The following is an 18,469-nucleotide window of genomic DNA, read 5'->3' on the forward strand; positions in this document are numbered from 1 at the left end:
AATAAAGAACTTGCATAAACACCCCCTAAAAAAAATCGGGACAGTATGAGAGCACCCATACAGCCCCGATCGAGTCAAATTCGATTAACCGCGCTTGAGGAAACCAAGAATCTGGTTATAACCCCACATTAATAAGGAGGGCGCAGATTTAACGGCAAAGATCGCAGCAGCACCAGCAGCTAAACCGCCGATAGCCAATACACCCACATCCACATCACCATCGGCTGCATGTGCACCAGTCGCCATGATTAAAGGCGTGGCAACAACAGCAACCTTGGTTGTGATGTCGTTTACTTTTGAACGTAAATCCTGTTTACGTTGTTCGTTTTGTTTTTCCATACTTTTATCTCCGTATGAATTGAAGTAGTTCCCTATACCCCCAGCACAGAAGCCAAAACGTAATTGCTTCGGTAATGATGCCGTTGGCTTGGGCACGGGTTAAATTATTCAGTTCATCCAGCCAAGACTGGTGAATCTGAATGTACTGAACACACGTCTGCAAGTTGTTGATCATCTCGAAAGATGCACATGCATAAACGTCTGTCATTGCTGAGATTCCTAGTGAAGAAAATCAGAAAGGATCATGCTAATTAGCACGTCATTTACGATTTTCGATGACAATAAGTCGTGATGTTCTTCAAGACACATTTCATGTAATGTGTCCGAAATTTGATCGCTGAGTGTTGAGACAAAGCCAGAATATTTATCCAGAAACGCCTGTTTCATTTCCTCAAGAGCTTCACTTCTACCGTCCATTGTGGTAACCTTTTATATGTAAGTTATTGATTTAATTGACATATTATACATTATACGAACCGATCTAATATTGATCAGTTCTAAGCATTTGATTTATAACAAATAATCATCAGACCAAAACCAATCACATGCTGTATATGACGCCCAGTAAGACTTGGTAAAGACAAATGATTGAAGTAAATATGGCTTATGAATCATGGCGCTTTCTTCGGCAACGGCTTAACGCTGAATACTGTCAATTGTGGACCAAACTTAGTCTGTGACTCTGTAAACTCAACTTCGACTTCCTGAGCATTCTCAGCGCATTGGTCAAGCACAGCTTTCATTTGCTCAACTGGCATGAGACCCTCACCAAAGTTCAGGCTATAACGGACTGGCGAAAACAACGTTGTGTTGTAATAAGCCTTGTCTTCCTTTTTATAGACAGAAGGTAAAATGTTGCGTTTGTTAAATGAAATTTGCATTGTAAAAACCTCTCTTTAGGCAACTAGATATAAACCCTGTTTTTTAGGGCTGTATGGTGAAACTGGTTGAACGTAATCAGATGGCAATTGATCGGCCATTTTTAATTCGAATAAGCGTACAAACGGGATAACCTTGCCGTTTGGATTCTTAGCAAGGTTCTGTAAGTGACCCATTGATATTTCGCAGGCTTCTAAATGCGCTAATGCTTTATAAAAGGCAGATTCGTTATAAAGTTTTTTAGTAGCGACCAATCCGATCTGACGTATCAATGAGTAGAATTTCATTGCGTTGTTTGCTCTGGTAAAGCTTGGCTTTCCAGTTTTGATGTTATAAGTCACTAACCTTGACTTAAATAATTCGAGAATTTCTGCATCATTTGAAAAGTTCATATATTTACCCTTCATTCGATCTAGTATCGGGTCAAACGCTACGTGCCAGAGTCGTAGCAATAATTCTGGCTGTTGTTGTTGCAGCTTGATTAGCTGAAATAAATTCGTTGGAATGCCATTCTTGGACATATAGGTTTTAGTTATCCGTGCTTCGAGACGGACAACAGCATTGGCGAATGGAAGAACATCATGCATCGCACAGACTAAGGCTTTCGAGCGTTGGCACCCCTTGTCTGCTTTCTTCTGGATCTTATGTAACTGGGCTTTTACTTCTTCAAATTTGCCATAAGCCTTTGGACGAATAGATGCGCCATCATTACCCCATGAGATGAAATTCTCATACTTAACCTGTCGAGCCTTACGATGACCAGCAGCCAAATTAGCCATGTAATCTAAAGTTGGTTGAACCATTGATTGGTGTGGTAAACGGACTAGATATGTCGTATCGACACAAAGAACTTCTGTATTAGCAAAGTCTAAAATTGGAAGTAACTGAGGAAATGCCTCCATCAACATGCCGAGCATGTGGTCAGATGCTAATTGAAGACATTCAAAGCCATAGACGTTATGGCCTTGCAATAATTTCAAAGGTGAACCTTTAATTTCAACATATGGCGGTGTGTTCATCGTATTTGTAAAGAACTTCATGGCCATATCGGTGTAATCGCTTGGGAGCGATTCGTAAGGGTGATACAACTCCCCTGTTATTGTCGTTCCATCGTCCAGTTTACTGACATGGCGAGTTGCAGCAGGTACACCATAATCGCGAATATCACCATTGAACCAATGATGATTATCAAGGCTACGAACGTGCGTAGGTATGATCGGGATCGCGTAGCGTACAAAATCGAGCATTAGACAGGTACTACTACTGCACCACAATGCGGACAACCAAAAACAGAATGTCCAATACGAATTACCAGCTCAACAAGTTCAGACTTATCTAATTGTGAATTACATTCAATGCAAAAATATGGATCAGGAATCTGATTTAAAGCTTGTTCTTTATTCATGATGCACCTCAATGTTGTGATGTTGTCACAAGCAACATAATGAGGCATTTGTACCATAGTTGCACGCAACAATGCAACACTGTCACAATGATAAAATAAGCAATATTTGACTGAGTTTAGAAGAATGTCTAAGACCTATCGTGTAAAAACGCCATATGTAACAATGATACAAAAGTCACATATTGACTTTATTGTTCAAACTAGATTACCGATTGATGAAGCAGACATAGTTAATGCGCTAATAGACAAATATTTAAAAGATTTAAAAGCAGAAGATGTAATTGAATGGCAGAAAAAATACACAGAAAAGTGAGTAAAAAATAATCAAAAACAAGGGTTATTGCGAAACTTTCTCATTATTCAATAAGCATTTGAATTAATTAAGTAAATAAGCAGATTTCTAAAAAAATTTTCCAGTCAGGCACACTATTAGACAGCAGTGTGCCCTCTCTCAAAAGTTCAAAGTGCGCGTGAGGTCGGGACGGACGCGGCAAGCGCTTCTCCCTACTCCCGCGCACTTTGAACTTCGATGTCGCATAATGTAGGTTGATGTTAAATTTCGTTCGAGTGCGCATGAAATAATCGCATCATTGACAAAAAAACCACTGGAAAATCCAGTGGTTTTATTTGTACCAATGACAACGAAAAGTAACATAACCTATTGATATTATGCGAAATAAATAATTTAGATAATTGACGTGTTTTTTAGACTAAGCTAAGCTATCCCAATATTCACATTTCCTTTATAGACTCTGCCATGACCTTGATTGCATTTCTTGATTTAGAAGTTGATCCAAGCACCCAGAAAATTTTAGACATTGGCTGTATCACGAGCAATCAAAATCAATTTCATAAGAAGTCTAGCCGTGAGTTAGAAATTTTTATTAATGATGTCGCTTATGTCTGTGGGCATAATTTTATAGCACATGATTTTAAGTATTTACAAGCAACACTTGCTAAGGTCTCGATCAATCAGCAGCAAGTTATTGATACTTTTACTCCACCATCAGAGTTTGTTTTATACCTAACCCATAAAGATGTAATTCTGGATCATTTTATTACTCAAGCAAAATCTATTCGTCATTTATTGAGTGGAGATGTTTTATATGCAGATATGTATGGTTGTAAAGACTCAAAAGATCAATATTTGATCAAATTTTCCAAAAAATTTAAACAGGAACTTTTAGAGAAAATAAAGTCAGGTTATAAAATTAAAACTGCGAAAATCAACTTTATCGTTCTGTGGTCTAAAGAAGAACTTCAAGATGAGTTTCGCATCATTTTGCCTGAACTTTACTTAATACATTAAACCTATTGTTTAAATCCTTAAATCTTTATAAAAGGTATTAACTTTCCAAAGCCTCAATAATCGCGTGGGCCGTTATGCGTGCAGAAAAAGGATTTTGGCCTGTAATGAGATTTCCATCTCGCACTACATTGGGTGCAAAAGGAATAAATTTCTTTTCATAATGTGCGCCGTGTTCTTTCGCTAACTCTTCAGCGTTATATGGTACTTTTTTTGCTACGCCTGCCAAGACTTCCTCACACCATGCAAAACCCGTAAGCTTTTTACCCTGGATTAGGTATTGCCCATTTGAAAGCCGAACATTCAATAGCCCACAGTAGCCATGACAGACACTAGAAACAATTCCATCTTTCTCGTAGATATTTTTAGTAATCTCTTGCAGTTCAGAGTTATCCAAGAAATCCCACATCACTCCATGACCACCTGTATAATAAATCACATCATAATCTTGCCAATTAATTTCAGATGGTTTCTTGGTATTTTCAAGGAGTTTCATAAAGGCTGGATCATTCTTTCGCTTTAGAACGGATTCATCTGCAACAAAACGTCCCAAGGATTTTGGTTCAATTGGAGAATTTCCGCCTAATGGGCTGACAATATCCTGAATATAATTCTTTTTTTCGAATTCATCATATGCATGTGTTAGCTCACCCAACCATAATCCTGTAACCTGATTCACGTTTTCATAGGCTGCGACATTGGTGACGATATGCAATATACGTTTAGACATTCTTTACCTCTTAAATTTATTTTTAATCTTGCTTTTGCTTAACTATAAGCCTAAAGTTAGCTTTAAAGTCAAGGGGAAATCAGTAAAAATGAATATTAGCGAATTATCGAAACAAAGCGGTTTGAGCACGCCTACTATTCGTTATTATGAGCAGATCAAACTTTTACCCAAGGCAAAACGTAAATCGAATGGTTATCGAGAATATAGTGAGGATGACCTTAAACAGCTTTTCCTGATCCAGCAAGCTCAACAGGTTGGTTTTTCTTTAACGGAAATAAAAGCATTTTTGCCATCAAATGTGACCAATTGGGATCATGATGTGCTAATTGGTCTTCTAGAAAGTAAGGTAAAAGATATTGAAGATCTTGAGGAAAAACTGGCGATCAGTAAACAAAATCTACGCATGATGATTTATGCCATTAACAATAAGCCTGATGAAATCACATGCGAGGAAAATGCCCAGCGTTTGCTTAACCTCTACTATGCCAATGATAAAGGCTAACCACCGCAATGGTATAGGCCTAGATTTTCGATCATAAAAATATCTTCTCTTCCATTTATCGACAATGTTTAAAACCTATTGACCTTAAACCCAGCTTTAAGCATAGGATTGGATACAGGTGATTAATGAGGAACCTGTCATGTTTAAGCGTTGGGATTTTCAAAACTGGTTGATCCGTATTTTTATGGTGATTTTGGCAGGCAGTCATGCATATGCATCGGAACCTGCCACACAACATATATCTTCAAAAGCTAGCGGAAAGATTCTGGTGGTGATGACCAACCATTCGGCCTATCCTACCCGATCTGATACTACTGGGCTATGGCTGACTGAACTCACCCATTTTTATGATGTTGCACTTGCTGCTGGTTATGACATGGATTTTGTCAGTCCTCAAGGTGGTGCTGTTCCACTGGATGAGCGTAGTTTAAAATCCATTTATTTAGATAAATCTGCAAAGGCACACTTGGCAGATCCCAAGTTTATGTATCGTCTTAAAACTACACTGGCGCCAAGTGCAATAGACCCATCCAACTATAAGGCGGTTTATTATACGGGTGGGCATGGCACTATGTGGGACTTTCCAAACAATAAAGAGCTTAAAAATATAAGTGAAAAGATTTATCAACAAGGGGGCATAGTTTCAGCAGTCTGTCATGGCGTAGGTGGATTATTGCCTTTGCAGGATCAAAATGGCAAACCATTGATTGCAGGTAAAGTGGTAACAGATTTTGCCAATGTTGAAGAGACACTTTCAGGAATTAAGTCTCAGGTGCCTTTCTCATTGCAAGATGGATTGGTTGAACGTGGGGCTAAATACAAGCGTGCATTTATTCCATTCACCTCTTATGTGATTTCTGATGATCGGATTATTACGGGGCAAAATCCTCAGTCCAGCAAGGAAATTGCTGAAGCTGTTGTCAAACGTTTAAGAACTTTAAATTAGTTCTTATCTTTATTCTAAAAACTAGGTCAATACATTGATCTGGTTTTTTTATAACTCATTGCTCTTTTTTATCCTAGATCAACCAAAATTTTAATATCGGCAGAGTCCAACAACATTATTTATTTAATTATAAAAAAAGCTTGACCTTAAACCTAACTTTAATCTTAGCATTTAATTAAGGTTTATAGGAGCAACATCACTGTGTTCAATCAAGTTTATTTACATCGTTCAATTTCAGCTATATCAATGAGTTTATTGTTGAGTTTCTCTGCTCATGCTGAGCAATCCAGTGTCAGTCAAACTCAACTAGATTCAAATATAGCAACCACTCAACCAACCACCGTTGTTGAGTTTGGTCCATATAAAGTGAATGTGCCTAAAGGTGGTTATTATGACCGCTTCCGCATGAATCCAGATCTAGATGAGGTTGCCAAAGACCCTGCTGCTGGCAATATTGATTATTTCCGTACTATTCCTAAGAAACTGGTAGAGACACGTGTAGGTAAGGTTTGGTCTCCAAATTTTTATTATCGTACCAGCAATGTACAACTGTTAATGTTGGCACCTGTTTCAAAATTAAAGGCAAAGCTCCCTGCTCCACTTGAACCATTACAACCTTTTCCAGGTTATGGTCTAGTGTCATTGACATTCTTCTCATATGCCGTTGGTGATGTAGACCCCTATGATGAAGTGTCTGTGGCAGTCGTGGTACGTCAACCAGGCGTCCATCACTTTAATACCAGTGAGTTATTCAGCTCAATGCGCACCCATAACTACTACGGTCATGTACTTGCCTTGCCTGTAGATACTGAAATTGCCCGTGTACGGGGTGTATATGGTTATCAGTTACCTAAATGGCTCACTCCGATTGATATGAATATTGGTTCCAAAGAAGTTCAGGCGCATATTTTTAATACCGATGGTAAGCCTGATTTAAGTTTAACAGCACCATTGCCAAAAATTAAGAATGTTAAACCTCAATCCCGTATTGAAACCAAGACCATGTTCCATCAGGTGGATGGTCAATGGCACCGAACCTCAGTTCAGTCCAATACCCTTGCATTTGGACAGAAGCTCTTCCCCAAAAATGTCCAGCTTGTCCGTAGTGGCGGCCCATTAAGCAAATTGCTTGATGAATTGGGCGCTGGCAAAGTGTTACGTCTTGATGTGGTTAAGGATGCTCAGTTGGCATTGAATATGCCAATTCCATTGAAATCTTTGGACAATTCAAAAGACAGTAAGCAGAAATAAGCCCAATCAAAATGCCTCTTTAGCTTTTAAAGGGGCATTTTTATATAGTTCAAGTTATTTGATTTTAAAACTAAGTTTAGTAAGAGTTAGAAAAATAGCAGATATATAAATACAAAGCCAACTACAAACAAAATATCTGTAGTTGGCTTGATATTAAAAACAAGATTATGAAACAACCAATGGCCCAGAACCTGAAATTTGGGTAACTAAACCATAACCCATTAATTTTGCTGGTGTATAAGTTCCACCTGTCACTTGATTATCAAGTAAATAGCGAACAACAGTGAGTGAACCATTGATCGTTAAACTATAGGCATTTTCAGTCTGAATACGTGCTGTTTTAGTCTGCCCTTGCGCATTTTTTGCTTCTCCCCATACATAAGTTGGTAATTTGGCACGCACTTCTTCATCAGGACCTACCACAGATTTTTCAATCGCAGTTTTCATCAGATTTTGAACAGACTTCAGCTTGAATACAGGACGTATGTAATTCAACATTTTTGCGCCAAAAATCATTGCAGGCGGTGCAGGTACAAACACCTCAATATTGGGAATCCCTGTGGTATAAAATGCCGTTGAGACATCGCCCCACGGTACACTCATGGCACTTTTTTTGCCATCACCAAAGTCAATCTTGCGGACATGATGGCCTAAGGCGACTGTGGTAATTTTACCCGCTTTACGGATTTTCCCACCCTCAGCCATGCCCTCTGTACTGGTTTTTGCAGTACCAGGAGAAAGTCCAGTTTTTGAGTCAAAACCCAATGCCAAATGTGTTGCATCAGGTAGGGCCTCTTTAAGTGCAGCCGCAACGCAATCCGTTGGAATCACATCACATTGATTAAACGAACAGGTGGCTTTATTTTCAAATCTTAAATTTTGGTGCTTGACTCTAAAGTTAGCTTTAATCTTATAGTGATTCTATCCGCTAAGAATGACATGACTTTAAATCATCATATTTAGCGATTTAATCAATTTAAAGGCTAAATCACATGAATACAAAGAAACAGTTTACTGAAGTTGAGTTTGGACAACAAAAAGTCAAGGTACCTAAAGGGGGGTATTATGATCGCTTTAGAATGAATCCTGACCTGGATGAAGTGGCAAAAGACCCTGCTGCTGGCAATATTGATTTTTTCCGTACTATTCCTAAGAAACTGGTTGGGTCGAGAGTGGGTAAGGTATGGGCACCCAATTTTTATTACCGTACAGCCAATGTTCAAGTCCTGATGCTGGCTCCAATTGAACAGCTCAGGAAAAAACTGCCTGCAGCACTCGAAGCCTTACAACCCTTTCCTAGTTATGGGTTGGTTGCCCTGACTTTTTTCACCTATTCAGTTTGTGACAATGATCCCTACAACGAAGTATCTGTTGCGATTGTGGTGCGTAAACCAAACGCCCGTGGACCACATGCGCTGGAATTGGTGAATTCGATTCGCCAACGCCATTTTTATGCCCATGTGCTGGCCTTACCTGTCGATACTGAAATTGCCCGAGTGCGTGGTGTATATGGGTATCAACTGCCTAAATGGCTGACTGAAATTAATGTCGATATTGGTCAAACTGAAGTGCAGGCAAATCTGACAGGTCCATCAAGTAAAGTGGACCTTAGTTTAACCATACCCACTCCAGCCCTACAGCATGTGAAACCTGAGTCGCATATGACTGAGGCCACCATGTTGCATCAGGTGGATGGTGTGTGGCACCAAACGTTGGTGCAGTCCAATGTGCTGTCATTTGCCCAGAAGCTGTTGCCAAGAAAAGTTAAACTGGTTCGTCATGGTGGGCCTTTAAGTCAGTTGCTGGATGAGCTTGGTGCCTCTACCATTCTTCGTCTAGATGTGATTCAGGATGCTCAGGTGGTACTGAATTTACCAAAACCCTTAAGGAAAAATCCATTGAAGCAAAGGCAGAAGTGATGGCAGCACTTCAGGAAAAAGTATGGCCTTTAATTTCCAAAGGGAAGCTAAAGCCTTTGCTATATAAATCATTTGACCTTGAGGAAGCCCGTCAGGCACATGAATTTCTACAGCAAGGTGAGCATGTGGGTAAGCTGGTCCTGATCGTTAAGAAATGACAGCTTTATGATATGAGAAGTTAAGAAGTTTAATTCTAACTTCTCAGGGTTTCAGTTTCGTCATTACATTCGAATAATCATCCAAACTTTTAGCACTTATTCTGAGTCAAAATATTAAATCCCATACGTGGTCCAAATGTAGCCAATGTTGGTATCAATCCTTTGATCGGTTTAGGCTGTTGACCGTGACCAATACGACGAAATTGAGCTGCATGCCAAGCCAATTGTAGATAAGCATCTATTGGCTTGTATCCAACCACAGGAATGTTTACTGGTTCCTGTACCGATTTTCCTGCCAATAACTGTTTTGCCAAATCTGGTTGCAAAGCAAATGGGCGTGCCAAACCAATCAAGTCAACCGTTCCGTCTGCAACAATACGGTTCATAAAATCAACATGGCGTAATCCACCTGTGAGCATCAGTGGTAATTTACTCATCTTACGCAATGCGGTTGCATAATCAACAAAATAAGCATCTCGTTGCGTCTGCCGCTCTGGTGCATAGCCCAACTGTGCAGGAGACTCATAATTACCACCAGATATTTCAAGTAAATCGATACTTTCCGCCTCTAATGCCAGTGCAACCTGCAAAGACTCTTCCTGACTTAATCCACCCTTTTGGAAATCAGCCGAGTTTAGTTTTACACTCAATATTTTATTGTTTCCGATCGCTTGACGTACCGCACGGACAGTTTCAATTAAAAAGCGTTGGCGATTTTCTGGATTTCCACCCCACTGATCGGTACGAATATTTGATAAGGGGGATAAAAACTGTGATAACAGGTATCCATGTGCAGCATGAATTTGAACGCCGTCAAAACCAGCCTTTACAGCCAATCCAGCAGTATTTGCAAAACGTTGAACTTGTTCCAGAATTTCGTACTCACTCATGGCACGTGGCATACGAATTACACTCATAAGTGGCAAATCCAGCCCAACTGCTGAGGGTGCGATTGGTTTTTTTAGCAACGGCAGTACAGCGACTCGACCTGGATGATTAATCTGCATAATAATTTTGCCGCCATTTGACCGAGCGGCTTGTGCCCATTCTGCATTTGCCTGCAAGAATTGTTCATCTTCCAACACGACATTTCTCGGTTCTACAAATGCACGATAGTCAACCATCACATTCCCCGTAATTAAAAGCCCTGTCCCGCCCCGCGCCCATGCAGCATAAAGTTTCTGTAAAGCAATTGTTGGAGATCCATGACGATCAGCCAATTGCTCACTCATTGCTGATTTCGCAATACGATTGGGAATGGTGATACCGCAAGGCAATTTCAGCGGTTGTTGCAAAGGACTTGCTAGACTGGTTTGTAATTTTTTCATTAGAAGATACCTATTTGCATAAGGGTTTAAATTTAAATAATTTGAAATTTCAGCTTTAATTGTTCCATCATCACTCGATTGTCGTGCTGCCAGAGATGAAAGTTGGGTGCAAAAAAATTTAAATAATCCTGGCTGACTTGATGCACAAGACCCTTTATAAAACACGTGGATTAAACTGGCGCATCAGAAAAAGTGGTGTTCTCAAACGTGGAATTTGAATGGGTGGAATCAAGCCGCCAGACAAATCACAGCGGTGTAAACGTGCCTCTACAACCTTACCCAATCCCATTTCATGCAGTGGATCATTCTCTGTGCCTGTAAAGCGTAAATCCATCTCCACATGACGTACTTCAATAGGATGTTCTTTAGGGGTAAAACGGACCTCTCTTGGTAAGGTCAAGCCCAAACCACCTGTAATGTTACGGTGTGGCAATCCCAAAATAGGCGGTGCATCCTCAATAACATCACCAAGTATTGCATTCATTTCAATCAGTACCGTTCCTCGACGAGAGGCTTTACTGGTAATGCGTGTGCCATCATTGTTCCAACTGATTTCGCCAGTTTTTTTAGGATAGCCGAGCAATTCACGCCCAATAATCATGGCGCGATCATCATCCAGAATCATCCACGGACAAAAAATGCCTGTTTTATTGCCCACCTGAATATGTACAAATAGGCCAGCCTCATGGTAGGTCCCTGTATATACATTCTCAGGGAAATAGGCACAAAACAGATCAGCCCTGGCTGGTTTTGCCAATTTCATGCCTGCTGGCAACCAGCGCACCATCTTCTTTTCATCCACCTCAAGTACAGCCGTTAGATAATGAGCATTGTGATAAAGCTTATTGCCAAGGTTCGCCAAACCAATTGGGGTGCGCAAATCATGAATAAGTTGTCTCATGCTTTTAACCTCGAAAACGCTTGTTTTAATATGGGTAGTAAAATGACTCTCGGTGTATATCGTCCTCCCAAGGTTTGTGCCTGTGCGACCAATCCTGGAATTACAATACGACGATTACATTCCATCCCCTGAATCGCTTCTTTGGCAACACGCTCTGCCGTTACCCACACAAAGCTGCCCCCCATACCATCAATTTTTGAGATACCTGCAACTTCATTGAAACCTGTTATGGTTGGACCTGGGGCCAACAAGGTACAGGTTACGCTCGTCCCATTCAGTTCACTGTGTAGTGATTCAGCGAATGAGTTTGCAAAAGCCTTTGTAGCTGCGTATGTCGCATTGGCTGGAGTTGGTTGATGACCTGATGTGGAACCTACAATTAAGATTGCGCCACTTTTACGCTGAATCATGTTAGGCAATACCGCTAAAGTCAGATCCTGTACCGCAACGACATTCACCTCCGTTTCTTCACGCTCCCGATCCGCATTTAGTTGGTGCAGCCGACCAAAGGTGGCAAAGCCAGCGTTATTACATAAAATAGAAATACTGGTTTTTTCCAATTCCTTACGGAATCTGGTTCTTTCTTCACGATTCGCAAGATCACATGGACGTAGGCTGACTTCAACTTGATACTTTTCACTTAAGGTTGCAGCGAGAAGCTCCAGTTTATCGACACGCCGCGCAACCAAAATGAGTGAATAGCCGCGTGCCGCAAATTCTTTGGCAAGTGCTTCACCAATACCAGAAGATGCGCCAGTAATTACAACAGGAGATTCTTTTAAGGGAGGCGGTAAACCCATCATCAATACTCATATCAACAGAATGATCTCAGTATTCAGGATGTAAAACTTGAGCGTGAGATGGAGTTCAGACATACTACTAATCATTTTCGGCCAATATCATACAAAAATGAAAGATCCGTATGGGTTATCCAAAGCCAGTATTCCTATTTCCTATGCCCATTTATTATTGGAGATTATGGTTGAAAAGGGTTTTTCGGCATCCGAGATATTGCATCAAAGCAAAATACCTTTAACACTATTCAACCAGTTGGATGCCCGCATCACCCCTATACAATGGTCAAGACTGGCTTGGGTAAGTTTAACCTTGGCACAGGATTTGGGGTTGGGATATGAATATGGTTTAAAACTTCGGCTGACTGCCCATGGTCCAATGGGATATGCCTTAATGAGTAGTCCCTCATTGCGTTATGCCATTGAGCTGGCAACCCAGTTTTTTAATATGCGGTTAAAAGATTATAAAATCGACTTTTATGAAGAAACACAGCGATCTATTATTGAAATAAAACAAACTCATCCTGTGATAAGCCAGCATCATGAACAGGCAGAAACTCTAAGGCGCTTTTTCTATGAATGTTTGATGATAGGTGTTGTTCAAACTGCTCAATCCTTGGCTGAGCATGATTTTTCCAATGTCGAGCTGCAAGTTGACTGGCCTGAGCCACCCTATCATGAAAAATTTAAGCATCAATTGCCTAGGATTCTTTTTAATCAGGCCAAGAACCAGGTGTGCTATCCCTCTTCAATTATTGATTTACCCACTAAAATGGCAGATCAGACTGCTTTTCAGCAAGCTCTAGCCCAATGTGAAGCTGAACAAATTCGTTTCTCAGAACAAATTCAAGACATTATTTTAAGAGTGAAAACGGAATTGGTACTTGTACCACAAAAGGGTTATCCATCTTTGGAAACCGTTGCCCAACGGCTGCATATGTCAAGTCGTACGCTTAGAAGACATCTCAACCTAACTGGTGTTTCTTATTTGGCCCTATTGGATGAAATAAAATATCAAGAAGCGAAAAAACTGTTATTCAATGGTGATATGGAAATACAAGAGATTGCACTTTACCTTGGCTATATCCAGCCCGCTAATTTTGCACGTGCCTTTAAAAAATGGAGTGGAATGACTCCAATTCAATTTCGTGAGAAAAAGCAAAAAGATTGAAATGTATAACTTTAGAGGACTTGGGCAATATTTCTATTACCCAAGGTATTCTGGTTTTATATTTGCCTGTTTAATATTCTTTCAAAGCTACATTGAGAAAAAGATATTGATTATTTAAAAGTTCATCGTCCAAGATAGCTGCACTGTACGTGGCGCACCAAGGAATAAGTAATCATCCCCAAAGAAGCTACCTGCATCACGCCAGTATTTTTTATTGAACAGGTTGTCAACGTTGAATCGAAGCGTATTTCCATAGCCATAGGCACGGAAATTATAGGCTGCACCTACATCAAAGACAGTATAGGCTGGTACTTTTACCGTACCCGTTCTGTCAGCATATTTAGCACTGCTATATTGCATGCCTGCCAATAAACGTAATCCATCCACTTGTGGTACTTGATAAGACAGATGGCTGGCAAAACGTACCATTGGTATATTCTGGGTTTGATGGTCCTGATACTCAGGCACCTGTATATCACTTAAACGCGAACGGATCAGTGCCATGGTAGAGCTTATATCCAGATGTTGACCTAAGCGCCCTTGCAAACCAAGTTCCAAACCAAGATTATGCTGTTCACCATCATTCACATAGTCGCTGGCAGAATTGGTATATTGATTATCCTGTTTTAGGTCAAACAGTGCCGCCGTAAACAGTAATGTTTGCCACTGCTGCTTCATTCCCAATTCATACTGGGATGAATGCCTTGGTGCCAAGGTTGCAAATGCATTGTTGGCATACCAGGGTGCCTGTCCACCATCGCTCAGGCCTTTGGCATAAGAGGCATATAAATGGGTATTTGTCCAAGGCTGATACATCAGCGCAAACTGGGGCAGAAAGCGATTAAAGCTGGTGTCCCGAATATTATTGCTATCGGCATCATAGGCGTTTTCATTTAAATGCAGCAGTTTCCCACCCACTAAGACTGACCAATCAGCATTAAAATCAATCTGGTCGAGTAGATTTAATGCCGTTTGCTGACTGTCCAATGATTTGTAATGATTGCCCAAAGCTGTACTGGATGGTGCATAATCCACGCTATCCGTATAAATATTTCCTGTCCCTATCCACTCATTTATTGCGTCGTACTGTGCATGACGTTTATAGGTGTACGATAACTCTAAATTAAGGTGATGTTGCCAGGTTCCTGTGTTGAATTTACCGTTTAACCCTGTTTTAAATTGATTGGTCAGATAGCTGTCATCTGGGCTGCGGAAATCATAAATATCATAGTGACCATTTTGGTCAAAGCTATTGCCCAAACCTGTGATCTGGCATCCATCACTGTAGCAACCCCAAGCAAATGCTGAATAATCATCAACCACGACACGGCTTTGTGAAGCACCCAAATTTACTGTCCAATCGTCATTGATCTGGTAATTATATTTTAAGCTGGCATTCAGGCTTTCATTGGTGACAGGTTTGCCCCAGCTTTGATAACCCAATAATCGATCCCATTCGACATTCGTTGGTACGGCTTTACCATCCAACAACTGATAACCTGGAACTGAACGCTGACGTTGGCGCTGCGACTCAATATCAAACTCTAGTTTTGAACGATCTGAAATTCTCCAGTCCAGAGCTAAAGAACCAAACAGGCGCTTACCATCAGCATGGTCAACATAGGGATGAATTTGTTCTGTAGCGAGATTTACCCTATAACCAAGCTGATGATTTTCACCGAGCAATCCACCGAGGTCGGTTGCCACACGATTGCCACCATGACTATCTGTTTCAACTGTAATGGACCGAACATCTTTCGGACGTTTGGTGACATAATTAACTACACCAGCAGGCGTTGACATCCCACTCTGGATTGCACTTATCCCTTTTAAAATCTCGACCTGTTCCTTGTTTTCCAGTGCCGCATTTTGCTCACCTCGCAACAGGTTGCCATTGAGCAAATAACTTGAACCTAGATTCAAGGCAAAGCCACGCATCATAAAGTTTGGGTAATAACCAATTGGTGCATAACCATCACCTACAGCAGCATCATTTTTAACAACATCGGTTAACGTTTTTGCATGTTGATCCGCTATGCGTTGTGCTGTGACTGTGCTGATGGAGGCAGGAATTTCAACAAGATTTTGTTGGGTGAAACCCGATAAATTCACCTTGGGTTGATCATAGACAGTTTGTGGTGTTTGCGCCGTTACTGTGATGGTTGCAAGCCGTGATATTTCATTCTTGACTTCGGCATGTACCACTCCTGAGGTCAGGCCTAAACATGAAAATGAACCAACCGCCAGTAATGCCTTTTGTAAACGAGAAAATGGATACGTTTTCACAGTAATTGCACAACCCCAAAAGATAATTTTAAAACCTGAAATTTTCGGGCTTGAGTATTCACAATTTTGTTAAGTTGAACAAGCATTTCTAGGACATATTCAAGATTTTTTAATCATTATCTCAAGCTGTTTTTACACGTTAAGAAATATAGAAATAGGCAACCACAAATGTAATCAGTACATTCATTTCGATTAATTCAATACTTGCGCCAATGGTATCGCCCGTAACTCCGCCAATTCTTTTGATAAATAGTGAACGCAAATAAAAAAGTAACAGTAAAAAGCTAATAAGTACAGCTAAGCCATACCATTTGAATAGATAAAGCAATGATAATGTAATGACAAATACCATCCATGCAATAGTTTTTGGAAGAAAATCTGTCATTGAACGTCCCAAGCCTTTGTCTCGAACATAGGCTGTGGTCAAAAACAAAAATAAGGGAACACTACGCCCAAGCATAGGAATCAGAATCAAAAATGCATTCAAATGCTGTTCAATTAAAACGTAAAGTGCTGCAAATTTTAACAAACATACTATAATGAGGCTGAGCACACCAATTGGCCCACATGCTGGGTCTTTCATAATCTTTAAGGTATGTTCTCGATCTCCGAAACCGCCAACCCATGCATCTGCGGTATCGGCAAGACCATCCAAATGTAGGCCACCAGTCAGCCAAATCCAGACGACCAAGACAATACTGGCTAACAGAATGGCGGGTAGCTTGATCAGAACAAATGATAATCCAAATAAAACCAACCCAATCAATAAACCAATTACAGGATAAAATAATAAGGATTGTGAATTTTGCCTTGCCGTGGGGATTTGCTTTAATTGCACAGGAACAATGGTGAGAAATTGCAGGGCAATCCAAAATGGCAACATTACTCAACCCTTTTAAAAGATAATTGTGCTGGTTGATGAGACAACCTGAAGGAATGTAATTGCCCAAGTTCAGCAGACATTTTAAGCAGGTCATCCATACTCTGTTGTTGTGCCAAACAACTTAATAATTTAATCACACCGCCATGTGTCACTACCAATGCAGACTGATATTGATGTTGCTGCATATATTCAGCAATCTGCTGAAAACCATTGAAGACACGTTGATGAAACTCGGCTAAAGATTCCCCGTTTGGCGTATGATATTGGGTTGGAAATTGCCAGAAATTTGCCAACAACTCAGGTGATGTTGCATAGATGGTTTGAGTTGAAACGCCCTCCCAATCCCCGAAATGCATTTCCTGAATCTGTTCATTAATTAATAAAGGTCGCTGTAAATCATTTGCCAATTTTTCGGCAAATAATCGGCAACGTTGTAAGGGTGAACTTACAATAACATCCCAGTTTTTTTCAGGATGATTTAAATTTTCCTGAATGGTCGCCTGCATTTGTGACCAGCCCTGTTCTGTCAGTTCATCATCTAGCCTGCCGCGCAAGGTATGACCTAAAATTGTCTCGCCGTGACGCAACAAGTCCAGACGCAACTTAGCCAACTTTATCACCTGAAATCGCAGCTTCTGCAAAGGTTGCCATTTGATTATGCAACACACATGCAAGTTGAATCATTGAAAGTGCTGCGCCTGCACCACTGCCTTCACCTAAACGCAGATTCATGTTTAAAATCGGTTGGGCATTCAATTCTTTTAAAATACGTTGATGACCATATTCAGCCGATTGATGACCAAATAACATCCATTCCCTGACCTGTGGCTGAATACGAACCGCACATAAAGCAGCAACCGAGCTGATAAAACCATCAACAACGATTGGCAACCCCATTTGTGCGCAACGCAGATATGCGCCTGTCATGGCGGCAATTTCCAGCCCACCGACCGCTGCCAAAATTTTCAACGGATTATTGGTCACATCATTTTTATGTAATTTCACCGCCTGATCAATCACGTTAATCTTGTGTTGTAATTGCTCGTGATTAATCCCCGTACCCACACCTGTAAGCTGTTGTGCTGATTCATCTAGCAGTAAACAGGCAAGTGCCGAAGCTGAACAGGTATTGCCTATACCCATTTCACCTGCAATAAAAATATCAGCCCCTTTCGATTTTGCTAGGTCTACGCTGTTTTTACCCAATTGTAATGCAGCCTGACACTCTTGTTCAGTCATTGCAGCCTGTTTGGCAAAGTTTGCCGTACCTGCACGAATACAGTGACGTTCAACCCCTGCATACTCATAAACATCGCCAACAGTTCCACAATCAATCACCTGTAAATGGGCCTGATGATGCTTGGCAATCACACTGATCGCTGCACCACCTGATGCAAAATTTTGCAGCATTTGGCGGGTGACTGCCTGCGGATACGCTGAAATATTTTCTTCCACCACGCCATGATCGCCTGCAAAAATGCTAATCCACGGTTTATTGATTTTTGGAAAAACCGTACCCTGTAAACTTGCCAAGGTAATTGCAATCTGTTCTAAATCACCCAATGCACCTGTCGGTTTGGTCAGTTGTAATTGACGTTGCTCAGCCTGCAATTTTGCATCCAGATCAGGATGCTGAACTGGCGCTAAATACCAATGAATTTGTTCAGCCAT

The 18,469-nt window shown here is 40.7% G+C and carries 20 protein-coding genes and 2 pseudogenes; 8 read left to right on the forward strand and 14 right to left on the reverse strand.

Annotation, left to right across the window (positions count from 1 at the left end; translation table 11 throughout):
* Positions 1-84: 84 nt before the first annotated feature.
* The 5 genes from QTA56_RS02750 to QTA56_RS02770 all read right to left on the reverse strand — a co-directional run bounded on the left by QTA56_RS02750 (position 85) and on the right by QTA56_RS02770 (position 2,623).
* On the reverse strand, positions 85-339 hold the full coding sequence (locus tag QTA56_RS02750; protein ID WP_267979426.1) for a hypothetical protein: 255 nt from the start codon (positions 337-339) through the stop codon (positions 85-87).
* A 4-nt stretch (positions 340-343) separates the two neighbouring features.
* Entirely contained in the window at positions 344-547 is a 204-nt protein-coding gene (locus QTA56_RS02755; RefSeq protein ID WP_267979427.1) for a hypothetical protein, read from the reverse strand.
* A 403-nt stretch (positions 548-950) separates the two neighbouring features.
* The gene (locus tag QTA56_RS02760; RefSeq protein ID WP_267979418.1) at positions 951-1,220 is read right to left on the reverse strand and encodes a hypothetical protein; all 270 of its coding nucleotides are present in this window, start codon (positions 1,218-1,220) and stop codon (positions 951-953) included.
* A gap of 15 nt (positions 1,221-1,235) precedes the next feature.
* On the reverse strand, positions 1,236-2,465 hold the full coding sequence (locus QTA56_RS02765) for a phage/plasmid replication protein, II/X family (RefSeq protein WP_267979419.1): 1,230 nt from the start codon (positions 2,463-2,465) through the stop codon (positions 1,236-1,238).
* Entirely contained in the window at positions 2,465-2,623 is a 159-nt protein-coding gene (locus QTA56_RS02770; RefSeq protein ID WP_267979420.1) for a hypothetical protein, read from the reverse strand. Before QTA56_RS02770 ends, QTA56_RS02765 begins: the two co-directional genes overlap by 1 nt.
* 124 nt (positions 2,624-2,747) lie before the next feature.
* On the opposite strand from QTA56_RS02770, the gene QTA56_RS02775 reads away from it, so the two are divergent.
* Both QTA56_RS02775 and QTA56_RS02780 read left to right on the forward strand, forming a co-directional pair.
* Positions 2,748-2,936, forward strand: a complete 189-nt coding sequence (locus tag QTA56_RS02775) for a hypothetical protein (protein WP_208728167.1) — start codon at positions 2,748-2,750, stop codon at positions 2,934-2,936.
* A 444-nt stretch (positions 2,937-3,380) separates the two neighbouring features.
* Positions 3,381-3,932 (forward strand): hypothetical protein, encoded by a 552-nt coding sequence (locus QTA56_RS02780; RefSeq protein WP_267979428.1) that lies wholly within the window; start codon positions 3,381-3,383, stop codon positions 3,930-3,932.
* A 37-nt stretch (positions 3,933-3,969) separates the two neighbouring features.
* Here QTA56_RS02780 and QTA56_RS02785 read toward each other — a convergent pair whose 3' ends face one another.
* A complete protein-coding gene (locus QTA56_RS02785) occupies positions 3,970-4,659 on the reverse strand; it encodes a type 1 glutamine amidotransferase domain-containing protein (protein WP_267979429.1) in 690 nt (229 codons plus the stop codon).
* 88 nt (positions 4,660-4,747) lie between these two features.
* Between QTA56_RS02785 and QTA56_RS02790 the strand changes: the two genes are divergently transcribed.
* The 3 genes from QTA56_RS02790 (at position 4,748) to QTA56_RS02800 (ending at position 7,358) form a co-directional block, all read left to right on the forward strand.
* A complete protein-coding gene (locus tag QTA56_RS02790) occupies positions 4,748-5,161 on the forward strand; it encodes a MerR family transcriptional regulator (protein WP_267979430.1) in 414 nt (137 codons plus the stop codon).
* Between the two features lie 139 nt (positions 5,162-5,300).
* Positions 5,301-6,107: a type 1 glutamine amidotransferase domain-containing protein gene (locus QTA56_RS02795; RefSeq protein WP_267979431.1), complete on the forward strand. Its 807-nt coding sequence runs from the start codon at positions 5,301-5,303 to the stop codon at positions 6,105-6,107.
* Positions 6,108-6,353: 246 nt separating this feature from the next.
* Positions 6,354-7,358 carry an acetoacetate decarboxylase gene (locus tag QTA56_RS02800; protein WP_411956075.1) on the forward strand — a complete coding sequence of 335 codons (1,005 nt, stop codon included), beginning with the start codon at positions 6,354-6,356 and terminating at the stop codon, positions 7,356-7,358.
* 165 nt (positions 7,359-7,523) lie between these two features.
* On the opposite strand, the pseudogene QTA56_RS02805 reads toward QTA56_RS02800, so the two are convergent.
* Positions 7,524-8,192 (reverse strand): annotated as a pseudogene (locus tag QTA56_RS02805) (saccharopine dehydrogenase family protein); the annotation flags it as partial.
* A 158-nt stretch (positions 8,193-8,350) separates the two neighbouring features.
* Between QTA56_RS02805 and QTA56_RS02810 the strand changes: the two are divergent.
* Together QTA56_RS02810 and QTA56_RS02815 are read left to right on the forward strand one after the other, a co-directional pair.
* The gene (locus QTA56_RS02810; protein WP_267979433.1) at positions 8,351-9,277 is read left to right on the forward strand and encodes an acetoacetate decarboxylase; all 927 of its coding nucleotides are present in this window, start codon (positions 8,351-8,353) and stop codon (positions 9,275-9,277) included.
* A pseudogene (locus QTA56_RS02815) lies at positions 9,241-9,435 on the forward strand (zinc-binding dehydrogenase); the annotation flags it as partial. The gene QTA56_RS02810 and the pseudogene QTA56_RS02815, both read left to right, overlap by 37 nt.
* Before the next feature lie 89 nt (positions 9,436-9,524).
* Here QTA56_RS02815 and QTA56_RS02820 read toward each other — a convergent pair.
* The 3 genes from QTA56_RS02820 to QTA56_RS02830 all read right to left on the reverse strand — a co-directional run bounded on the left by QTA56_RS02820 (position 9,525) and on the right by QTA56_RS02830 (position 12,464).
* Positions 9,525-10,763, reverse strand: coding sequence for an NADH:flavin oxidoreductase/NADH oxidase family protein (locus tag QTA56_RS02820; protein ID WP_267979434.1), 1,239 nt, complete (start codon positions 10,761-10,763; stop codon positions 9,525-9,527).
* A gap of 154 nt (positions 10,764-10,917) precedes the next feature.
* A complete protein-coding gene (locus QTA56_RS02825) occupies positions 10,918-11,664 on the reverse strand; it encodes an acetoacetate decarboxylase family protein (RefSeq protein ID WP_267979435.1) in 747 nt (248 codons plus the stop codon).
* The gene (locus tag QTA56_RS02830; RefSeq protein WP_267980026.1) at positions 11,661-12,464 is read right to left on the reverse strand and encodes an SDR family NAD(P)-dependent oxidoreductase; all 804 of its coding nucleotides are present in this window, start codon (positions 12,462-12,464) and stop codon (positions 11,661-11,663) included. The genes QTA56_RS02825 and QTA56_RS02830 overlap by 4 nt, the downstream gene beginning before the upstream one ends.
* 109 nt (positions 12,465-12,573) lie before the next feature.
* On the opposite strand from QTA56_RS02830, the gene QTA56_RS02835 reads away from it, so the two are divergent.
* Complete coding sequence (locus QTA56_RS02835; RefSeq protein ID WP_267979436.1) at positions 12,574-13,629, forward strand: helix-turn-helix domain-containing protein; 1,056 nt, start codon at positions 12,574-12,576, stop codon at positions 13,627-13,629.
* Positions 13,630-13,743: 114 nt separating this feature from the next.
* Here the strand turns inward: QTA56_RS02835 and QTA56_RS02840 are convergent, their stop codons facing one another.
* The 4 genes from QTA56_RS02840 to cobT form a co-directional block, all read right to left on the reverse strand.
* The gene (locus tag QTA56_RS02840; RefSeq protein ID WP_267979437.1) at positions 13,744-15,915 is read right to left on the reverse strand and encodes a TonB-dependent siderophore receptor; all 2,172 of its coding nucleotides are present in this window, start codon (positions 15,913-15,915) and stop codon (positions 13,744-13,746) included.
* 139 nt (positions 15,916-16,054) lie between these two features.
* Positions 16,055-16,798 carry an adenosylcobinamide-GDP ribazoletransferase gene (locus tag QTA56_RS02845; protein ID WP_267979438.1) on the reverse strand — a complete coding sequence of 248 codons (744 nt, stop codon included), beginning with the start codon at positions 16,796-16,798 and terminating at the stop codon, positions 16,055-16,057.
* The gene (locus QTA56_RS02850; protein ID WP_267979439.1) at positions 16,798-17,409 is read right to left on the reverse strand and encodes a histidine phosphatase family protein; all 612 of its coding nucleotides are present in this window, start codon (positions 17,407-17,409) and stop codon (positions 16,798-16,800) included. The genes QTA56_RS02845 and QTA56_RS02850 overlap by 1 nt, the downstream gene beginning before the upstream one ends.
* Positions 17,402-18,469, reverse strand: a complete 1,068-nt coding sequence (gene cobT / locus QTA56_RS02855; protein WP_411956076.1) for a nicotinate-nucleotide--dimethylbenzimidazole phosphoribosyltransferase — start codon at positions 18,467-18,469, stop codon at positions 17,402-17,404. The genes QTA56_RS02850 and cobT overlap by 8 nt, the downstream gene beginning before the upstream one ends.

This window comes from Acinetobacter thutiue (assembly GCF_030385805.1).
Classification (GTDB): domain Bacteria; phylum Pseudomonadota; class Gammaproteobacteria; order Pseudomonadales; family Moraxellaceae; genus Acinetobacter; species Acinetobacter corruptisaponis.

What these genes read in the sequence shown, in the direction of transcription:
- QTA56_RS02750 (WP_267979426.1), bottom strand. Translation starts at nt 339, where the DNA reads ATGGAAAAACAAAACGAACAACGTAAACAGGATTTACGTTCAAAAGTA.
- QTA56_RS02755 (WP_267979427.1), bottom strand. Translation starts at nt 547, where the DNA reads ATGACAGACGTTTATGCATGTGCATCTTTCGAGATGATCAACAACTTG.
- QTA56_RS02760 (WP_267979418.1), bottom strand. Translation starts at nt 1,220, where the DNA reads ATGCAAATTTCATTTAACAAACGCAACATTTTACCTTCTGTCTATAAA.
- QTA56_RS02765 (WP_267979419.1), bottom strand. Translation starts at nt 2,465, where the DNA reads ATGCTCGATTTTGTACGCTACGCGATCCCGATCATACCTACGCACGTT.
- QTA56_RS02770 (WP_267979420.1), bottom strand. Translation starts at nt 2,623, where the DNA reads ATGAATAAAGAACAAGCTTTAAATCAGATTCCTGATCCATATTTTTGC.
- QTA56_RS02775 (WP_208728167.1), top strand. Translation starts at nt 2,748, where the DNA reads ATGTCTAAGACCTATCGTGTAAAAACGCCATATGTAACAATGATACAA.
- QTA56_RS02780 (WP_267979428.1), top strand. Translation starts at nt 3,381, where the DNA reads ATGACCTTGATTGCATTTCTTGATTTAGAAGTTGATCCAAGCACCCAG.
- QTA56_RS02785 (WP_267979429.1), bottom strand. Translation starts at nt 4,659, where the DNA reads ATGTCTAAACGTATATTGCATATCGTCACCAATGTCGCAGCCTATGAA.
- QTA56_RS02790 (WP_267979430.1), top strand. Translation starts at nt 4,748, where the DNA reads ATGAATATTAGCGAATTATCGAAACAAAGCGGTTTGAGCACGCCTACT.
- QTA56_RS02795 (WP_267979431.1), top strand. Translation starts at nt 5,301, where the DNA reads ATGTTTAAGCGTTGGGATTTTCAAAACTGGTTGATCCGTATTTTTATG.
- QTA56_RS02800 (WP_411956075.1), top strand. Translation starts at nt 6,354, where the DNA reads ATGAGTTTATTGTTGAGTTTCTCTGCTCATGCTGAGCAATCCAGTGTC.
- QTA56_RS02810 (WP_267979433.1), top strand. Translation starts at nt 8,351, where the DNA reads ATGAATACAAAGAAACAGTTTACTGAAGTTGAGTTTGGACAACAAAAA.
- QTA56_RS02820 (WP_267979434.1), bottom strand. Translation starts at nt 10,763, where the DNA reads ATGAAAAAATTACAAACCAGTCTAGCAAGTCCTTTGCAACAACCGCTG.
- QTA56_RS02825 (WP_267979435.1), bottom strand. Translation starts at nt 11,664, where the DNA reads ATGAGACAACTTATTCATGATTTGCGCACCCCAATTGGTTTGGCGAAC.
- QTA56_RS02830 (WP_267980026.1), bottom strand. Translation starts at nt 12,464, where the DNA reads ATGGGTTTACCGCCTCCCTTAAAAGAATCTCCTGTTGTAATTACTGGC.
- QTA56_RS02835 (WP_267979436.1), top strand. Translation starts at nt 12,574, where the DNA reads ATGAAAGATCCGTATGGGTTATCCAAAGCCAGTATTCCTATTTCCTAT.
- QTA56_RS02845 (WP_267979438.1), bottom strand. Translation starts at nt 16,798, where the DNA reads ATGTTGCCATTTTGGATTGCCCTGCAATTTCTCACCATTGTTCCTGTG.
- cobT (WP_411956076.1), bottom strand. Translation starts at nt 18,469, where the DNA reads ATGGCTGAACAAATTCATTGGTATTTAGCGCCAGTTCAGCATCCTGAT.